We start from the raw sequence: 18,768 nt of genomic DNA, 5'->3' as shown, positions 1-18,768 counted from the left end.
CTCCCCGCCGCAGCCCAGGCAGTTGTGCGCTGCGCTTCTGCCGTCGGGTGCGGCAGCCGGCTACGGTTCGCTGACACCGCAGCGGTCGACGACGTGGCGCAGCAGGTCTTCAGCGAGCTGGTCGAAGTGGGCGCGCATCGCGTCCCGGGCTGCGGCAGGGGAGCCGGCGGCGATTCCGGACAGGATCCGGCGGTGGTGGCTTTGGGCGCGGACCCGGATGTGGGCGATGGTTGCGGTCCGGGCGTGCAGGTGCAGCAGTAGCCGGTCCACGGGGGCGCAGATCGCTGGGATGAACACGTTGCCGCAGGACCGCACGATGGTTTCGTGGAAGGCGGTTTCAGCGCGGGCGAACGTGGAGGCGTCGTCCGCGGCGATGGCTTTGTCCATCTCCGCGACGTGTGTGGTCAACAGGGCGAGGTCGGCGTCGCTGCGGCGTTGGGCGCAGAGTTCGGCGGCTCCGGCTTCCAGGATGCGCCGTACTTCCAGCAGTCCGAGTGCTGCGGCGCCTGCCCCGCTGCGGCGTTGCGCCATGCGCAGGATGAGTTCCAGGTCAGTCCAGTGCTCGGGTGCGTTGACGTAGGTTCCCCGACCGCGTTTGACCCGGACGATGTTCTTGGTCCGCAACACTTTGACCGCCTCGCGGACGGTCAGACGGCTGACGTCGGCTGCTGCGGCGATCTCGGCTTCCGAGGGCAGGGCCTCGTCCACGGCGAGTTCACCGCGCACCACCTGGTCGAGCAGGCGGTCGGCCAGGCGGTCGGCCAGACTCTCACTCCCCATGCGCGGATACCTCAAACAGGTCGGTTTCCGCGAAAGTAACATTCCCTCACTTAATGTGCAAGAGGTCACACGGAGGGGTGATTGAGATGAAAGATCACCATTCAGCAAACGAGCCGTCGGGGTGCCGCCACACGGGGCCCCGCCAGTCGGGGACGGATCCGTCGGCGTCGCGGACGGCGCGCTCGTCCACGGTGATGCCCAGCCCGGGCGCGGTGGGCCGCGCCAGGAAACCGTCGGTGAAGGTGAACACGTCCGGGTCGATGAGGTAGTCGAGGACATCCGCCCCCTGGTTGTAGTGGATGCCGATGCTCTGCTCCTGGATGAGGAAGTTGGGCACGCAGCAGGCGATCTGCAGGCTGGCCGCCAGGGCGATCGGGCCGAGCGGGCAGTGCGGGGCCAGGAGCACGTCGAAGGTTTCCGCGAGCGCGGCGATCCGGCGCACTTCGGAGATGCCGCCCGCGTGGGAGAGGTCCGGTTGGGCGACGGCGATGCCTGCCTGGAAGGCGGGCAGGAAGTCGGAGCGGGAGAACAGCCGCTCCCCGGTGGCGATGGGCACAGTGGTGGCCGCGACCACGTCCCCGATGCGGTGGGTGTATTCGGGCAGCACCGGTTCTTCGACGAACAAGGGGTGGAGCGGGGCCAGGTGGTCGATGACGCGCCGGGCGTTCGCCGTAGTGAACCGGCCGTGGAAGTCCACGGCGAAGTCCCGGTCGGGGCCGAGCACGTCGCGGACGGCTTCGGCGCGTGCCACGATCTCGGCGACAGCGTGCGCGGTGGAGAGCGGGTCGGTGCGGCCGGAAGCGTTCATTTTCACCGCGGTGAACCCGGCGTCGACCCGTTCCGCTACCGCGTCTGCGACTTGGCTGGGCTCGTCCCCGCCTACCCAACTGTAGGCCCGCACCCGGTCGCGTACCGGGCCGCCGAGCATCACGTGCACGGGGACGCCGAGGACTTTGCCCGCGATATCCCACAGAGCCTGGTCGAGTCCGGCGACCGCGCTGGACAGTACCGGCCCGCCCCGGTAGAAGGACGCTTTGGTCATCAACTGCCAGTGGTCCTCGATACGCATGGGGTCGCGTCCGAGGAGGAGTTCCGCGAGTTCGTGCACGGCGGTGCGGACCGTGGAGGCGCGTCCTTCCACCACGGGTTCGCCCCAGCCGACGACCCCGTCGTCGGTTTCGACCCGGCACAGCAGCCAGCGCGGGGGGACGGCGAAGGTTTCGACACGGACGATCTTCACGGGCGGTCCTTCCGGTTGGGCGGGTCCAAGGCGGTGCCGGCAAGGCGGCGGAGGTCGGCGTCGGCGGCGGCGAGGAGGGCGCGCATCGCCTGCTCGGCGGCGTCAGGGTTGCGGGCGCGCACGGCGTCGACGACGGCGCGGTGCGCCGGCACCGGGTCGGCTTTCGGGTCGGCGGAGTGCACGAGGATGTCGCGTTCCACGAGGCCGGGGGCGACGAGCAGGTCCATGCGGGATAGCAGTTCGTTGCCGGAGGCAGCGAGGAGGCAGCGGTGGAATTCGAGGTCGGCGAGGGCGTGGGCGCGCGGATCCCCACGGGTGCGGTCCATGCAGTCGAGGGCCTGGTCCAGGTCGGCAAGCTGGTTTTCCGTGCGTCGCTGGGCAGCGAAGCGGGCCGCAGCGGGTTCGATGAGGGCACGCAGTTCAGCCAGGTCGGCCATGAGCCGGGCGGTGTCACCGCCTCGGGCACGCCAGCGCACGACGTCGGCGTCGAGCAGGTTCCACTCGGTGCGCGGACGCACGAAGGTGCCGCGTTTCTGGCGGGAGTCCACGAGGCCTTTGGCGGCGAGTACCCGCACGCTTTCCCGCACCACGCTCATGCTCACACCGAGTTCGGCGCTCAAGGAGCGCAGGTCGAGGGTGTCGCCTTCGCGGATCATTCCGGAGGCGACGCGTTCGCCGAGGAGTTCGACGACGCGGCCGTGGACGCCCCGCCCGGGGTAGGAGCTGCTCATGGTCACGCGGAGGTTTTGTAGGAGGTCCAGCCGCCGTCGACCAGCAGTGTGGTGCCGGTGATGTAGGAGGCGTCGGAGGAGAGGAGGAAGGCGATCGCGGCGGCGACTTCGTCGGGTTCGCCGAGGCGGCCTGCCACGGTCTGCTCCACGCTGCGGCGCACGTCGTCTTCGCTGACGTTGTCCCAAGCCCGGGTGCGGATCGGGCCGGGGAGGACGCTGTTGACCCGGATCTGCGGCCCGTATTCCACGGCGAGCTGCCGGGCCAGTCCAGTCAGCCCGGCTTTGGCCGCGGCATAGGCGGGGCGGCCGGGCAGGCCCACCATGGCGTGCACAGAGGACACCGCGACCACACTGCCGTTGCGGGCCAGGAGGTCAGTGAGGCAGGCGCGTACCCCGAGGAAAGTAGCGGTGAGGGTCACCGCGATCTGGTCGTTCCAGTCGGCAAGCGAGGTGGCGTGGGCGGGGGCGATGGTGACGCGGTAGGCGTTGCTCACGAGGGCGTCGACGGGGCCGAACGTGTCGTTGGCGGTGCGGACGGCGTGGGCCCAGGAGTCTTCGTCGGAGACATCGCAGTACTGGAAGACCGCCCGGTGGCCTTGGTCGCGGAGGCGGGCGGCGACGCGTTCTCCGCGTTCCGTGTCGATGTCGGTGAGGACCACGGCGGCGCCTTCGGCGGCTAGCCGCTGTGCGGTTGCGGCCCCGATGCCGCCTGCGGCCCCGGTGACGAGGGCGACGCGGTCGGTGAAGCGGGCGGTACGGACAGGAAGGGGCACGATGCGCTCCGGAGTCGGACGGTCACAGTCGCCTAAATAAATCTGAATTATTTTTACGCCGCAGGTCATCGCGGTGCAAGGGCCTATCGGTGAAATCACCGGTTCCGCGCGAGACCACTTCCAGGTGATCCAGGTCATAGGTAACTTGATGGTCCGCGGCGTTGTCCCCCCTTCAGTCCCTCCCCGGCGCGCCGCACTCGTGACCTCGCCGCATGCCAACCAGTTGGTATGCGGCGAGGTATATCCCCGCGGTCCAAGACGCGGTGGCTCCGCACTGACAGAAAGAGGCTTCATGGCCCCTACCGCACCCTCCCCCCTGATGGAGGTCGAGGGGGTAACCGTCCGATTCGGAGGCCTCGCCGCGCTCTCCGATGTCGGACTGACGATCGCCCCCCAGAGCGTGACTGGCCTCATCGGCCCGAACGGAGCCGGTAAAACCACGCTGTTCAACGTGATAACCGGCGTGGTGAGACCCCAGCGCGGCACGATCACCTTCAAAGGGCGCCCCCTGCGCAACCATCGTCCCCACCAGCTTGCACGCCTGGGAATCGCCCGCACCTTCCAAGGCCTCAACCTCTTCGAGAGGATGACGGTCCTGGACAACGTGATCGTCGGCGCCGACCCGCTGGGCCGCTCCCGACTCCCCGGCATGCTCACCGGACTCGGCAGCTACCAGCGCGACGAACGGGAGCTCACCGACCGGGCCATGGCCGTGCTCGAAGAGTTCGGGATCGCCGACGTCGCCCACGCCTACCCCTCGACCCTCCCCTACGGACTGCAGAAACGCGTGGCCCTGGCCCGCGCCCTCGTCGCCGAACCTGAACTGCTGCTCATGGACGAACCCGCCAGCGGCCTGTCCGGCGCGGACATGGCCGACCTGGCCGCCACGATCCGGCGGTGCAGCCAAACCATGGGCGTCGTCCTCGTCGAACACCACATGGACCTGGTCATGGACGTGTGCGACCACATCGTCGTCCTCAACTTCGGCCAGGTCATCTGCTCCGGTCCGCCGTCCGTCGTCCAAGCAGACCCCGCGGTTGCGGAGGCCTACCTGGGCACTCCGGTGCAGGAGGCTGCCGGTGAGTGACACCCCGATTCTGCAGATCGAGAACCTCTCCACCTACTACGGGGCGGTCCAAGCCCTACGCTCGGTGTCCCTGACCGTCCAGCCGGGAGAGATCTGCGCGGTCCTGGGCGCCAACGGAGCCGGGAAGACCACCCTGCTGCGCACCATCTCCGGGCTCCAGCCCGCCGCCCCCGGCAGCCGGATCCTCGTCAACGGCGAAGACATCACCGGCGCCCCCGCCGAGAGCATGGTCCGCCGCGGTCTCGCCCACGTCCCGGAAGGCGGCGGGGTCATCGTCGACTTGACCGTGGAGGAGAACCTGCGGCTGGGCGGGCTGTGGCGCGCCGACCGGCGCGACCGGGCCCAAGCCCTCGACGAGGTCTACGAACTGTTCCCGCCCCTGGTGGAGCGGCGCAACCAGCCCGCAGCCTCCCTTTCCGGCGGGGAACGCCAAATGGTCGCCATCGGCCGGGCCCTGATGGCCCGACCTGCCGTGCTGCTGCTGGACGAGCCCTCCCTCGGGCTCGCCCCGCTCATCACCCAGCAGATCATGCGGCTGCTGCACGACCTGCGCGACCGCACTGGGCTGACCGTGGTGCTGGTGGAACAGAACGCCGCAAGCGCCCTGTCCATCACCGACCACGGTTTCGTGCTCTCCCAGGGAGCAGTTGTTGCGCGGGGCAGCTCCGCCGAACTGCTCGCGGACGACCGGATGCGCCACGCCTACCTGGGTTTCTGAGGTGATCCCGTGAACCAGTTCATCAGTCTGACCTTCGAGGGCATCGCCAACGGCGCGATCTATGCGGCCTTGGGGCTGTCCCTCGTCATCATCTACCAGGCGACCCGGGTAGTGAACTTCGCTCAGCCTGCCCTCGCGCTCATGGCGGTCTACCTCGCCTACACCGTCACCCAGGCGACGGGCAGCTACTGGCTCGGTTTCGCCACCGCCATGGCCAGCGGAACCCTGCTCGGTGTGGTCACCGAACGGCTGCTGGTCCGCCCCGTGCAGGACAAGTCCCCGCTCAACGCCATCATCCTCACGCTCGGCCTGCTGATGGTGCTGCAAGGGCTGGCCGGCATGATCTGGGGCAACCTGCAGCACTCCTTCCCGCCGCCGATGAGCTTCCGCGACTTGGCCGCAGTCCCGATCTCCCCAGAGGAGATCTTCGCGCTCGCCGCGGTCGGGGTAGTCGCCACAGTGCTCTTCCTCCTCTACCGCTTCACCCCGCTAGGGCTGCGGATGCGGGCCGCCGCCTTCCACGCAGAGTCCGCGCGGCTCAGCGGCGTCCGGGTCGGGCTGATGCTCACCCTCGGCTGGGGCATCGCCTCGGCGATCGGCGCTCTTGCCGGAATGCTCGCGGTGCCCCCGCTGCTGTCCCCGACCGTGCTCGACGCCGTGTTCGTCTACGGCATCGCGGCCGCCGTACTCGGCGGCTTGGACAACCCGTTCGGCGCGCTGGCCGGCGGCCTGGTGCTGGGCGTGGGCCTGTCCTATGTCTCCGGCTACGTGGGCTCCGAACTCACCACCCTCGCCGCCCTGGCGATCCTCATTGCCGTGCTTAGCCTGCGCCCCGCCGGACTCTTCTCCCGGGCGACCGTGCGAAAGGTGTAGCCGATGACTTCCTCCCTGCGACGAGACGACCCGCCGACGGACGTGGTCGCCCCCAAGGCCGCGCCGTCCACGCGCCCCCGGCCCCGGATCCGGCCCGTGCTGCTCACCCACCTGGCTGCGGCCCTGCTCGCCCTCCTCGGGGTCGTCGCACTGACCTTCCTGGTCGGCCCGATCGAGCAGTTGCGCATCGCCAAAGTGGGCTACCTGATGCTCGCGATCGCCGGGCTGCAACTGCTGGTCGGCGCCAGCGGGCAGATCTCCCTGGGGCACGGCGCTTTCATGTTCATCGGCGCCTACGCCACGGCTCTGACCGTGCTGCACGCGCCGATGGTGCCGCTGGCAGCGATCATGGTGCTCACCGTAGTCGTGGGCTGCCTCGCCGGGATCGTGGTCGGCGCGGCCACAGCGCGGCTGCACGGCCCCTACCTGGCCGGGGCCACCCTCGCCCTGGCGGTGGGTTTGCCTGCCCTGGCCCTGTACTTCTCCGACGTTCTCGGCGGGTCCAACGGCCTGCTGTTCAAGATGCGCGGCGCCCCGCCCGAGCTCGCCGGGCTGGTCACCGACAACCAGTGGAAGGCCTGGGTCATCTGGTTCACCGTGCTGGTGGCCCTCGTCGTGCTGGCGACGCTGAGCCGGGGACGGCTGGGCCGGCGGCTACGCGCTATCCGCGACGACGAGGCGGCCGCCGCCATGGCGGGCATCCCCGTGGGACGCACCAAAGTGACCGCGTTCGTCATCAGCGCCGGATGCGGGTCGCTGGCGGGAGCCTGCGAAGCCTATCTGCTGGGCACCGCCACCCCCAGCTCGTTCTCGCTCGCACTGTCGCTGAGCCTGCTTGCCGCGCTCGTCCTGGGCGGGCTGGGCAGCCTGTGGGGCGCGTTCTGGGGTGCGCTGGCCCTGGTCTACCTGGAGCTGGCAGGAAAGGAGCTGGCAGACCTGCTCGGGTTGAGCAGCAGCGTGGCCGACAACGTGCCGCTGGTGTTCTTCGGAACGCTGCTCATCGTCATCGTTATGGCCTGGCCGATGGGCATCCACGGCGCGCTCAGCCGCCTCAGCGGCGTGGTGCGCCGACGGTGAGCCCACCGGTTCTTCCCACAACCATCACCTGATTCCCCTGCATATCCCCCTATTCCCCTACATCACCACACGTGGGAGCGTGAGATGAGGAAACCGATTACGTGGGCGGCGGGAATGCTGGCCCTGTCGCTGCTGGCCACCTCCTGCGGCGGCGCTGGCGAGGTCGCGGACTCTGAAGGGGCCGACCTGGACGTGTCTGTCGGAGTCACCGACGACACGGTCACCATCGGCACCCACCAGCCGCTCACTGGCCCCGCCTCCGCCGGGTACCTGGCGATCTCCCAGGGCGCCTCGGCGATGTTCGACTACATCAACGACCAGGGCGGCATCCACGGCCGAAAGATCGAATACCTGGTCAAGGACGACGTCTACGACCCGACCAAGACCGTGGAGGTGACCCAGGAGCTCGTGGAAGGCGAGCAGATCTTCGCCATGCTCGGCGGTCTGGGCACCCCCACCCACTCCAAGGTCATCCAGTACCTCAACGACAAGGGCGTCCCGGACCTGTTCCCCTCCTCGGGCGCGTTGATGTGGAACGACCCCGAGCAGTACCCGCTGACCTACGGCTACCAGGTCGACTACACCAAGGAAGCCAAGGTCATCGCCAAGTACATCGAAGAGAACTTCCCTGACGCCAAGGTCGCCTACTACTACCAGAACGACGACGTGGGAAGCGACTCGATCGCCGGGCTCGACCAGTACCTGGCCGACAAGGTCGTGGCCGACGAAGGATACGAGTCCACCGCACCCGACGCGGTCGGCGGGCAGATCGCCTCGTTCAAGGAGGCCAAGGCGGACATCGTGGTCTGCGCCTGCATCCCGGCCTTCGCTGCGCTGGGCATCCTCAACGCGGTCGGCCAGGGCTACCACCCGCAGTGGGTGATCAGCAGCATCGGCTCTGACATCCCCACCCTGCGCGGCCTGCTCAAGGAGTACGCCGACGACGACGAGCTGCCGGTCGACCAGATCCTCGACGGCATCATCACCAGCGGCTACCTGCCCCAGGTGAACATGACCGACGACCCGTGGACGCAGTTCTTCACCAAGATCCACGAGGAGTACGGCGAGGGTGAGCTCACCAACACCCGCATCTACGGCATGGTGCAGGCCGTGATGTTCGCCAAGGCGCTCAAAGCCGCGGGCGAGAACCCGACGCGCAAGAGCCTCATCGAAGCGGTGGAGAACATGGAGTGGCAGGGCCCCGGGCTGGTCCCCTTCGCCTCGTCCGCGGACGACCACGGCGGACACGCCGGTGTGCTCGTGCAGCAGTACCAGGCCGGTGAGGACGGCGGCACCATGAAGCGCCTCCAGGAGCCCATGGTGACCGACCGGGAAGGCGGCGAGATCTCCCCCGTCGACTACGAGCGGGTCGGCCCCGACGAGTACGACTTCCACGACTGACCGAGCCCTTCTGCCGCAGCGGCGGAAAAGCCTTCACGTCCTCTCGCGAGGCCCGGCCCAGCTCCGGGCCTCGCGGCATCCCTCTTCCGCAGCTCAGGGCCCGAATGGTGGGACCAGGCGGAGTTTCGCCGGGGGCAGGGAGAGCAACCCCACCGTTGACTGTGACCTACGTCTCGGTAACGTGGGTCACATGGCAGACGTACTGATGGCCCCGGCCTCCCGCACATACGGCCGGGGTGCGGAGGTCGAACACCTGGTCACCCTGGCCTCCCGCGGGCGTGAGGGGCGCGGTGGGGCACTGGTTGTCGAAGGCAGTCCGGGGATCGGCAAGAGCGCGCTGCTGGACGCCGTCCTGGACCGGCTTGACAGTCACCGGGTGCTCCGGGTCAACGGCCGCCGCCCAGAATCCGGACTCCCCCTGGCCGGATTGCACGGATTGCTGCTGCCGGTACTGCACCTCCGGGGAACGCTCAGCCCGGAGCACGAGCGGCTGCTGGACGACGCCCTGCGCCGCGGCCGCTACGCCGAGGACGACCGGTTGGCGCTATCGGTCGCAGTCTTAGCGTTCGTCACCGCCCTGTCCCACGAACGCCCTCTCGTGTGCGTGGTCGACGACGCCCAATGGGTCGACCCCGATTCGCTGTCCCTGCTCTCTTTTGCCGCCCACCGTCTCAACCGGATCCGGGCGGCGATTCTGTTCGCCACCCGGGACACCGCGCCCCGGGAACTGTCCGGGCTGCCCCGGATGCGCTTGGCCCCCTTGACGGAGGAGACCCTCCACCAGGTGTTGGAGGAGACCGCGCCCGACCTGGACCCGGCGGTGCGCAGCGAACTCGTACGCCGCGCCCACGGCAACCCTATGGTCGCGCGCCACTACGCCGCATCGCTGTCCCCCGCCCAGCGTGCCGGCACCGAACCGCTGTCGGTCATGCTGCCGCTGCCCGCGGAGATCATGGACGCCTACGCCGAGACACTGGACTTCCTGCCCGCGGACGTGTCCCGGCTGCTGCTGTTGGCCGCCGTGGAACCCGGGGTGGCGGTCCCGGTCCTGACCGCGGAGGGCGACGGCGACTACGACCCGGTGGCGGCACTTGACCGGGCAGAGCGGGCCGGGCTGCTCTACGTGGAAGCCGACCGGGTGGAGTTCACCGACCCGATGATGGGCGAAGTGGTGTGCCGCCGCGCGACCAGCGCCGAGCTGACCCGGGCGCACTTGGAGATGGCGCGGCTGCTGGACGGCCGCGGCCCCCGCTACCGGGTGCTGTGGCATCGCGCCGCAGCCACCCGGGGCCCCGACGAGGAACTGGGATACGAGATCACCTCGGCGGTCTCGGCGGGCGAGCCCGGCCTGACCGCCCAGGAGGCGTCGATCCTGCTGGAGCGGGCCGCTGAGCTGACCACGAAACCCAGCCGGCGGGCCAACCGCCTCGCGGAAGCCTCCTACCAGGCGTGGGCGGCAGGCCAGTACAGCCGCAGCACCATCCTCATCAAACAGGCCGCTCCCTATGTGCCGATCGCCCGCATCCGCGGACTGCCGGACATGGTCAACGGCTACCGGGCGGTCGGAGAAGAAGACTCGGTCCAAGGCTGCGACCAGTTGATGTCGGCGGCCCGCGAGCTCGCCGACCACAACCCCCAGCAGGCCCGGGCCCTGCTGCTGCGCGCCGCTGACGCCGCTTCCCTCGCCGGGGACATCAGCCGTTTCATCGCCGCGGCACGCCAGGCGCTCACCCTCGACGTGTCCGACCCGCAGCGCGACTCCGGGCTGGCCTACCTGGAAGGCTCGATGCTGGCGTTCCAGGGGAACTATGCGGCGGCGCTGGAACCGCTCCGCCGGTCGGTGGAGCTCGTGGAGGACGACGATGAGCCGCTCGGTTTGATCCGGTCGATCGTGGCGTCCCTGCGCCTGGGTGACGCGATCGGGGCGCGCCGCCAGACCGCCCGGGCGATCGCCCGCGCCGGGGTACGCGGCACCGTGTCGATGGTGCCCAAAGCACTGTCCTACGCCGTCTACGGCGAGTTCCTCCACGGCTCGCTGGCCACCGCGACCGAACACGCTTCCCTGGGGCTGCGGTTGTCCACGGAGACGGGGCAGCGCAACTGCGCCGCCCACCACCTGGCTGTCCTGGCCATGCTGGCGGCACTGCGCGGGGACGCGGAAGAATGCGCCACCCGGGTGGCGGCCGTCACCGAGCACACCGACAGCCGGCCGTTGGGCTTGGCGCGGGCGCTCACCGAGTGGGCCCTGGCCTACCTCGACCTGACCCGGGGCCGGATGCACGAGGCCGCGACCCGCCTCGAAGAGCTGGCGCGCAGCGAACCCTGCCAGGGCCACCCCACGATCCGCCTGCTGAGCGTGCCCCACTACGTGGAGGCAGCCGTGCACATAGGGGAGACCCAGCGGGCTGAGGCCGCGCTAGCCAGCTTCGAGCAGTGGGCCAACGCCACGCAGAGCCCCAACGACTTGGCGCTCGTCGCCCGCTGCCGGGCCTTGCTGAGCGACGGCGAGACCGCCCGCGAATACTTCGAGGAGGCGCTCAACCTGCACCGCCGGGGCGGGGGCGGCGGTATCGAGGAGGCGCGGACCCGGATGGCGTACGGCACGCTGCTGCGCCGCTCGCGGCTGCCGTCCGCGGCCCGCCCCCACCTGCGGGCCGCGGTGGAGGCGTTCACCCGGTTGGAGACGCCGCTGCTGCTGCAGCAGGCCAAGGAGCAGTTGCGTGCCACCGGGGAGGCGCTCGACGACACTCCCGCACCCACCGCGGGGCTGACCCCCCAGCAGGAGCAGATCGCACGGTTGGTGGCGGAGGGCGCCACCAACCGGGAGATCGCGCAGCGCCTCTACATCAGTCCGCGCACTGTGGAGCACCATCTGCGCAACATCTTCCGCCAGTTGCAGATCCGCTCTCGCGTGGAGCTTGCCCGACTGATCAGCGGACAGTGACGTACAGAGGGGCGACAAGGGCGTGGTGTCCCGTCCAGCAGCGGAGGGACACCACGGGCCCGTCCCGCACCCTGGATACGGATCAGATGTCAGACGTCTTCAGTGCAGCAAGAGAGCGCGCGGTCAAGGAAACCCCCGGGGTTCTGTAGCGGAGCCGGATGTCCTAGTCTGCACGCAAGAAAACTAACAGCGATAGGTTTTGGGGTGCGGAATGGATTTCACCCTCACCGAGGAACAGACCGCGCTGCGCGCCATGGCAGCGGAATTCGTCGACCGCGAGATCACCCCCCACGTCGTAGAGTGGGACCGCGCCGAGAGCGTCCCCCGGGACCTGGTACCGCGCCTCGGTGAACTCGGCTTCCTCGGCATGACCATCCCCGAAGAGTACGGCGGCGTGGGCGGCGACCACGTCTCCTATGCCCTGGTCATGGAAGAACTCGGCCGCGGCGACTCCTCCGTCCGCGGCCTGGTCTCGGTCTCCCTGGGCCTCGTCGCCAAGTCCATCGCCACCTACGGCACCGAAGAGCAGCGGCAACGCTGGCTGCCCGGCCTGTGCTCCGGGGAGCTCCTCGGCTGCTTCGGCCTCACCGAACCCGACACCGGGTCCGACGCCGCCTCCCTGTCCCTGAAGGCCGTCCGCGACGGGGACGACTACGTGCTCACCGGCTCCAAAATGTTCATCACCAACGGCACCTGGGCCGACGTCGCCATCATCTTCGCCCGCACCGGCGGACCCGGCCCCAAAGGCATCACCGCCTTCCTGGTGCCCACCGACACCCCGGGACTGACCCGCACCACCATCCACGGCAAACTCGGCCTGCGGGGGCAGCCCACCGCCCAGCTCTTCCTCGACGAGGTGCGGGTCGGCCCCGACGCCATCCTCGGTGAGGAGAACCAAGGCTTCCGCATCGCCATGGCAGCCCTGGACAAGGGACGCGTCTCCGTGGCGGCCGGAGCCGTAGGCGCCGCCCGCGGCGCCCTGGAAAGCGCCCTCGCCCACGCCAAGGAACGCGTCCAATTCGGCCGTCCCATCGCCGGATTCCAGCTCGTCCAAGAAATGCTCGCCGACATGGCGGTGGAAACCGACGCCGCCCGCCTCCTCGTGTGGCGGGCCGCCGACCTCATCGACCGGGGAGAACCCTTCTCCACGGCCGCATCCATGGCCAAGCTGTACGCCACCGAAACCGCGGTGCGTGCCGCCAACAACGCCATGCAGGTCTTCGGCGGCTACGGCTACATCGACGAATACCCGCCCGGCAAGTACCTCCGCGACGCCCGCGTCACCACCCTGTACGAGGGCACCAGCCAGATCCAGAAACTCATCATCGGCCGCGCCCTCACCGGCATCAGCGCCTTCGCCTGACCGACCACGCCTGGAGGCACCGTGATCACCACCGACCGAATCTACATCGACGGCCAGTGGATCGCCCCCCAGACCAGCGACCGCATGGCGGTGGAAAACCCCTACACCTGCCAGGACATCGCCACCATCCCGCTGTGCGGGACCGAGGAGGTCGACCACGCCGTCCACGCTGCCCGCCGCGCCTTCCCCGCCTGGTCCACCACCGACCTGGAAGAGCGCCTCGCCCACCTGGACGCCCTGCGCCGCGAACTCGCCGTGCGCGCCACCGAGATGTCCGCCCTCATCACCTCGGAGATGGGCGCGCCCAAGGTGATCGCCGACCGCATCCAGGTAGGACTCCCCCTCACTGTTCTCGGGGACACCGTCGCCACCGCCCGGGACTTCGCCTGGACCGAGAAGATCGGCAACTCCCTCATCCTCCGCGAACCCATCGGCGTCGTCGGCGCCATCACCCCGTGGAACTATCCGCTGCACCAGATCGTCGCGAAGATCGCCCCCGCCCTCGCCGCGGGCTGCACCGTCGTCCTCAAACCCAGCGAGATCGCCCCGCTCTCGGCGCTCCTCCTCGCCGAGATCATCGACTCCGTCGGCTTCCCACCCGGCGTGTTCAACCTCGTCACCGGCACCGGCCCCGTAGTCGGCGAAGCACTGGCGGCCCACCCGGACGTGGACATGATCTCCTTCACCGGCTCCACCCGTGCCGGAAGCCGCGTCTCCGAAGTGGCCTCCGCCACCGTCAAGAAGGTCGCCCTGGAGCTCGGCGGCAAATCCGCCGGAGTTGTCCTCGACGACGCCGACCTGCCTACCGCGGTGAAAGCCGTCGTCTCCGACTGCCTGCTCAACTCCGGCCAGACCTGCACCGCCCTGACCCGCCTGCTCGTGCCGCACGACCGCTACGAGGAAGCGGTCGCCCTCGCCGTGGACGCGGCCCGCAGCAAACCCATGGGCGACCCCGCTGACCCTGCCACCCGTATCGGGCCGCTGGCCTCGGCCGACGCCCACCGCCGCGTCCTGGGGCACCTGGAGCAGGCCCGCAAGGACGGCGCGGTCTTCGCCACCGGTGGACCCGACGCCGACGTGCCCGAACAGGGATACTTCGTGGCCCCCACCGTACTGGCGGGACTGGACCGCGACGCCGCAGCCGCGCGCGAAGAAATCTTCGGACCCGTGCTCACCGTGCTCGGCTACCGCGACGTCGACGACGCAGTGGAACTGGCCAACGCCACCGACTACGGCCTCTCCGGCGCGGTCTGGTCGGCCGACACCGACCGGGCCCTCGCCGTGGCCCGCCGGATGCGGACCGGTCAAGTCGCCATCAACGGCGGCCGGTTCAACCCCTCCGCGCCCTTCGGCGGCTACCGCAAGTCCGGCAACGGACGTGAACTGGGCCGCTTCGGCTTGGAGGAGTTCTGCGAAGTCAAGGCAGTCCAGCTCCCGTGACCTCACCCACGACCAATCCCACCCCGAGGAGAACCATGCCCACCACACTCGCAGCTGTGGTCCGCGCCCCCGGCGAACCCGTGCGCATCGAAGAGGTCGCCCTGCCCGAGCTCGGCCCCGGACTGGTCCGGGTCCGCATGGCCGCCGCCGGGGTGTGCCACTCCGACCTGTCCCTGGCCTCCGGCAAGCTCGCCCACCCCATGCCCGCCGTGCTGGGCCACGAGGGAGTCGGACACGTCGTCGACGTCGGCGCAGGAGTGTCCGACCTGTCCGTCGGAGACACGGTGCTGCTCAACTGGAATCCGCCGTGCCGCTCCTGCTGGCACTGCACCCACGGCGAGCCCTACCTGTGCGCCAACGCCGCCGACGCCTCCCGCCGCGTGTGGGGGACCCTCGCCGACGGCACCGACGTCCACCCGTGCCTGGGGGTGGCCGCATTCGCCCAGGAGACCGTGGTCCCCGCAAGCGCGTGCGTGGCGATCCCCGCAGACATCCCCCCGACCGAGGCCGCGCTCCTCGGCTGCGCGGTGCTCACCGGGGTCGGAGCGGTGCGCAACGCCGCCCAGGTGCGTCCCGGACAGTCCGTGGCCGTGATCGGCCTGGGCGGGGTCGGCCTGGCAGCCGTCCAGGGGGCGCGTCTCGCAGGCGCCGCCATGGTGATCGCGGTCGACCCGGTCGAAGAAAAAGAGGAGCTGGCCCGTTCCCTGGGGGCCACGCACTTCCTCACCCCCAGCGATGACCTGTCCCGGCGCATCCGCGCCCTCGCGGACGGGCGGGGAGTCGACCACGCCATCGAATGCGTGGGCCGGGCCGCTACCATCCGAGCCGCCTGGTCCTGCACCCGCCGCGGCGGCACCGCCACCGTGGTGGGCTTCGGCGCGGCCACGGACACGCTGACCCTCAATGCCCTGGAGATCCCCCATTTCGCCCGCACCCTGCAGGGCTGCTTGTACGGCAGCAGCGACCCTGCTACGGACGTCCCGGAACTGCTGAAGCTCTACCGCGACGGGGAGCTGGACCTCTCCTCCCTGGTCAGCAGGACCATCGGTTTGGACGACGTGCCGGACGCCCTCGCCGAGCTGCACGCCGGACGCGGTGCCCGCAGCCTCGTCGAGTTCTGACCCCTACCCTGGGAAAGGAGTTTCCGAAACACGGTCGCGTTTTGAAGGATTGCATCGGAAAGATTTCCTGAAAACCCCGCGGAGACCGGTTTGCGGAAACCGGGCCAACCGGGCCGGGAGCCTATCGGAAGACCCCGCAGAAATGCGGGGTCTTCTTTATACTTTGGCGGACGCATCCCCCATAGTGTTCAATCAAGGTAGGAGAACGGTCCGCAGAGGTATAGACCTTAGAGAGGCCGGTGAAGGAAAGTCCCGGTGTGAGGAGAGTCGCATTCGGGCAATATCAGGGAAAGACTCGAAGGGAAGGCGGAAGCAGCGCGGGAATTTCCCAGTAATTCGATAGTGTTTACGCCGGCAAAGCGAGAATAAAGGGGGAGAGACTGTGGCACGGAAGACGGTTATCGAACTCATCGATGATCTCGACGGCTCCAAAGCCGATGAAACCGTCACCTTTGGCATCGACGGGGTCACCTACGAGATCGACTTGTCCGCCGACCACGCCGAGGATCTCCGCTCCATCTTCGAGGCGTACGTGAAAGCCGGACGCAAGGTCGCCAACCGGCCCCGGCGCAAGAGCCGCACTCCAAAGGTCGACACGAGAGCGGTCCGCAAGTGGGCGCAGGCCCAAGGGTACGAGGTCAGTGAGCGCGGCCGGATCCCCCAGCACATCCTGGACGCCTACCAGAAGCGGACCGGCGACGCATGACAGAGCGGGGCACGGCACGGAATCGTCGCAGAACTACCGCGATTCCGTTACGTGCCCCCAAGTTCTTAACGACCTCTTACTCGGATACGGCATCCTTCCCTCTCCGATAGTGTGTCGGAGACCGTGGCCAGACTCTTGAGGTAGTGACAACATGCGTCGACGTGCGGCTGTGGCCCTTGCGGTGCCGGTGAGCGCCCTGATGCTGGGGGCGTCCGGATGCGGGGTCATCCCCGAAGAGTGGCAGACCCCCGCGCTGATGCGGACGGAGCAGGAGTACGACAGCCGCCTCCCGGTCGTCAGCGGTGCCGTCGGCGAAGAGCCCGAAATCTCCTTCCCTGACATCGAGCCGCCCACAGAGCGGATCGCGGGTGTCGCCCACCACGGGACAGACGACAGCGCCCTCATCCGCGACACCGACCTCGTGGTCGCCCACATCGTGGAGTACCAGTGGACCGACAAGGGCAAGGGGGAGCAGGTCAGCTCCACCTATGAGCACGACGCCCCCGAGCTGCTGTCGTTGACGCGGATGCCCGACGACCTCGCGGGATCCATCGTCAACCAGTCGGTTGGCTCCCGGATCGTGTTCCTCTTCCCGCCGCCGACTGAAGAGGAGCGCAGCCAGTACGAGATGATGGGGCAGGAGCCCCCCGAGGGAGCGTCCGTGTCCGTGGTCGACATCGTCGCGCGCCACGGCAAGGGCGACGTGGTCCCCGGTGAGCAGATCACCGACGTCGGCGAGGACATGCCCACCGTCGTCGACAAGGGGCGCACCATGCCCGAGATCACGATCCCGGAGGACACCGACCCGCCCAAGGACGTGAAGGCCATCCCCCTCATCGAAGGCGACGGGCCCGAGATCACCAAGGGGCAGAACATCGTCGTCCAGTACACCGGCGTGCGCTGGGACGACGGGGAGGTCTTCGACTCCACCTGGAACACCGGGCTGGAGGACCGCGCCGCCGCGGAGAACGAAGACACCGACGGCGACCCGCTCCACTTCCAGATCGGGGTCGGCGGGGTCATCGAAGGCTGGGACGAAGGCCTGGTCGGCCAGCGGGTCGGCAGCCGTGTCCTGCTCGTCATCCCCAAGGACAAGGCGTACGGCGACAAGGCTGCGGAGCGCGGCCAGCCGGAAGGCACCCTCGTCTTTGTCGTCGACCTGCTCGGCGCCTACAACTCCAAGCCTGAAGAGGAAGAGGAGCCGGAGGTCGTGGAAGAAAGCGAAGCCGCTCCCGAGGAGGCCAAGGACGACGAGTCCACGGACGACAAGGAGAACTCCGAAGAGTAGCGGCTTCCCGGAGCCGGAGACGGGGCGGGGATCGATCCCCGCCCCGCGTCGTGGTCCGGCCGCACTACCCGGGCAGCGGGTCCCTCAACCCAGCATCCGGGCCGCGTACCGGCCTGCAGCCGCCGCTGCCAGGAACGCCGCCGGATCCTCAGCGAGCCCGCGCCCCATCGTGGACAACCGCACCGGGACGGCCTCCAACGCCGCGAACAGGCCGTCGACCTCCACCTCGACGAGAGTGTGCCGCTCGCCCAGCACGGCAGCCTCGGCACGCACCCGCGCGCCGAACTCCCCGTCAAGCAGCGGCACGACCACGTCGGCGCGGGCCAACGCCACCCGCCCGTAGGCGGTCACACTGTGGTGGGACACCCCGCGGTGCCGCGGGCGCGGGTCGGCCTGGCTCACCCGCAACGCCCCCACGGGACGGCCCTGGAGCACTGCCGCGGCGTTGACCGCCTCACCCACGGCCACCCCCGAAAACCCCCACGGCGTGCCCGTTCCCAGGTTGCCCGGCCCTTGCGCCACCACCGCAATATCAGCGGCAAGCACGTGCCGGGCTGCAAGCAGCCCGGTGTGCACGGTCACCGCTTCCACATCCCCGCCGAACGCCTGCCCCACGGTGACCGACCCCGCCAGCAGCCCGGCCGCGCGCAACTGCGCCACGGTGCGGGAGAACCACAGCGGCAGCGCCCCGCCGTCCAGCATCACGTAGACCACCCGGGCGGTGGGACGCTCCGCCAGCGCCCCCGCCACCACGGCGGGAAGTGCTGAGTGCAGGTCCGCGGTCACCACCGGCATCCCCGCGATCCCGTCCGCGTCCCGCAGCAGCGCATGGTGCTCGGAGTCTTGCTCGTCCGCGCCCAGCACGGTGGCCTGCATCGGGGTGTAGCGGGCCTTCACCAAGTGGCCGGGGCCTTTCGGGTCGGGCGGCAGACGGTCGGGCAAGGCGATCACGAACGCATAACCGCCGGTTCCCAGCCCGAGCGCCAACGCCGTAGTGTTGAGCAGCACCCGGTCACCCGGTTGCGGGTCGCCGACCAGTGCCGGATAGGCCAGTGCCCGGCATTCGCCTTCCCCGCTGGCCAGCTCCACGACAAGCTCCACTGCACCAGGCCACGAGCGGCCAAGGTCACGGACCCGTCCATCACGCCATCTGATCACGCGCGCCACGGTACCGTTCATGGTGGCGCGATTCCGGGAAACCGGCGCACGTGTACGCGGGCAGCGTC

At 69.3% G+C, this 18,768-nt stretch carries 16 protein-coding genes; 11 read left to right on the top strand and 5 right to left on the bottom strand.

Features of this window, described 5'->3' with window-relative positions; translation table 11 throughout:
* Nucleotides 1–60: 60 nt before the first annotated feature.
* From TFU_RS08805 to TFU_RS08790, 4 genes are all read right to left on the bottom strand, one after another.
* Nucleotides 61–780, bottom strand: coding sequence for a FadR/GntR family transcriptional regulator (locus TFU_RS08805; RefSeq protein ID WP_011292213.1), 720 nt, complete (start codon nt 778–780; stop codon nt 61–63).
* A gap of 94 nt (nt 781–874) precedes the next feature.
* Nucleotides 875–2,020: a galactonate dehydratase gene (gene dgoD, locus TFU_RS08800; protein WP_011292212.1), complete on the bottom strand. Its 1,146-nt coding sequence runs from the start codon at nt 2,018–2,020 to the stop codon at nt 875–877.
* Nucleotides 2,017–2,751, bottom strand: coding sequence for a FadR/GntR family transcriptional regulator (locus TFU_RS08795; protein WP_011292211.1), 735 nt, complete (start codon nt 2,749–2,751; stop codon nt 2,017–2,019). Before TFU_RS08795 ends, dgoD begins: the two co-directional genes overlap by 4 nt.
* 2 nt (nt 2,752–2,753) lie before the next feature.
* Complete coding sequence (locus tag TFU_RS08790; protein WP_011292210.1) at nt 2,754–3,524, bottom strand: SDR family NAD(P)-dependent oxidoreductase; 771 nt, start codon at nt 3,522–3,524, stop codon at nt 2,754–2,756.
* Nucleotides 3,525–3,816: 292 nt separating this feature from the next.
* Between TFU_RS08790 and TFU_RS08785 the strand changes: the two genes are divergently transcribed.
* The 11 genes from TFU_RS08785 (at nt 3,817) to TFU_RS08735 (ending at nt 17,542) form a co-directional block, all read left to right on the top strand.
* The gene (locus TFU_RS08785; RefSeq protein WP_011292209.1) at nt 3,817–4,611 is read left to right on the top strand and encodes an ABC transporter ATP-binding protein; all 795 of its coding nucleotides are present in this window, start codon (nt 3,817–3,819) and stop codon (nt 4,609–4,611) included.
* Complete coding sequence (locus tag TFU_RS08780; RefSeq protein WP_011292208.1) at nt 4,604–5,329, top strand: ABC transporter ATP-binding protein; 726 nt, start codon at nt 4,604–4,606, stop codon at nt 5,327–5,329. The genes TFU_RS08785 and TFU_RS08780 overlap by 8 nt, the downstream gene beginning before the upstream one ends.
* Nucleotides 5,330–5,338: 9 nt before the next feature.
* On the top strand, nt 5,339–6,202 hold the full coding sequence (locus tag TFU_RS08775) for a branched-chain amino acid ABC transporter permease (RefSeq protein ID WP_011292207.1): 864 nt from the start codon (nt 5,339–5,341) through the stop codon (nt 6,200–6,202).
* 3 nt (nt 6,203–6,205) lie between these two features.
* Nucleotides 6,206–7,279, top strand: a complete 1,074-nt coding sequence (locus TFU_RS08770) for a branched-chain amino acid ABC transporter permease (protein WP_011292206.1) — start codon at nt 6,206–6,208, stop codon at nt 7,277–7,279.
* Nucleotides 7,280–7,363: 84 nt separating this feature from the next.
* The gene (locus TFU_RS08765) at nt 7,364–8,680 is read left to right on the top strand and encodes an ABC transporter substrate-binding protein (RefSeq protein ID WP_011292205.1); all 1,317 of its coding nucleotides are present in this window, start codon (nt 7,364–7,366) and stop codon (nt 8,678–8,680) included.
* 190 nt (nt 8,681–8,870) lie between these two features.
* Complete coding sequence (locus tag TFU_RS08760; RefSeq protein WP_011292204.1) at nt 8,871–11,624, top strand: AAA family ATPase; 2,754 nt, start codon at nt 8,871–8,873, stop codon at nt 11,622–11,624.
* A 211-nt stretch (nt 11,625–11,835) separates the two neighbouring features.
* Complete coding sequence (locus TFU_RS08755; protein WP_011292203.1) at nt 11,836–12,987, top strand: acyl-CoA dehydrogenase family protein; 1,152 nt, start codon at nt 11,836–11,838, stop codon at nt 12,985–12,987.
* Nucleotides 12,988–13,008: 21 nt separating this feature from the next.
* Nucleotides 13,009–14,427, top strand: coding sequence for an aldehyde dehydrogenase family protein (locus tag TFU_RS08750; protein ID WP_011292202.1), 1,419 nt, complete (start codon nt 13,009–13,011; stop codon nt 14,425–14,427).
* 35 nt (nt 14,428–14,462) lie between these two features.
* Nucleotides 14,463–15,548: a Zn-dependent alcohol dehydrogenase gene (locus tag TFU_RS08745; RefSeq protein ID WP_011292201.1), complete on the top strand. Its 1,086-nt coding sequence runs from the start codon at nt 14,463–14,465 to the stop codon at nt 15,546–15,548.
* 382 nt (nt 15,549–15,930) lie between these two features.
* Nucleotides 15,931–16,254, top strand: a complete 324-nt coding sequence (locus TFU_RS08740; RefSeq protein WP_011292200.1) for a histone-like nucleoid-structuring protein Lsr2 — start codon at nt 15,931–15,933, stop codon at nt 16,252–16,254.
* Between the two features lie 151 nt (nt 16,255–16,405).
* Nucleotides 16,406–17,542 (top strand): FKBP-type peptidyl-prolyl cis-trans isomerase, encoded by a 1,137-nt coding sequence (locus TFU_RS08735; protein ID WP_011292199.1) that lies wholly within the window; start codon nt 16,406–16,408, stop codon nt 17,540–17,542.
* 84 nt (nt 17,543–17,626) lie between these two features.
* On the opposite strand, the gene TFU_RS08730 is transcribed toward TFU_RS08735, so the two are convergent.
* Nucleotides 17,627–18,700, bottom strand: a complete 1,074-nt coding sequence (locus TFU_RS08730; RefSeq protein ID WP_173668143.1) for a DUF3866 family protein — start codon at nt 18,698–18,700, stop codon at nt 17,627–17,629.
* Nucleotides 18,701–18,768: the final 68 nt, after the last annotated feature.

The sequence above is a fragment of the Thermobifida fusca YX genome, from assembly GCF_000012405.1.
GTDB classification, from domain to species: domain Bacteria; phylum Actinomycetota; class Actinomycetes; order Streptosporangiales; family Streptosporangiaceae; genus Thermobifida; species Thermobifida fusca.
The sequence above is the reverse complement of the archived record's forward strand: the minus strand, read 5'-3'. Positions and strand labels throughout refer to the sequence as shown.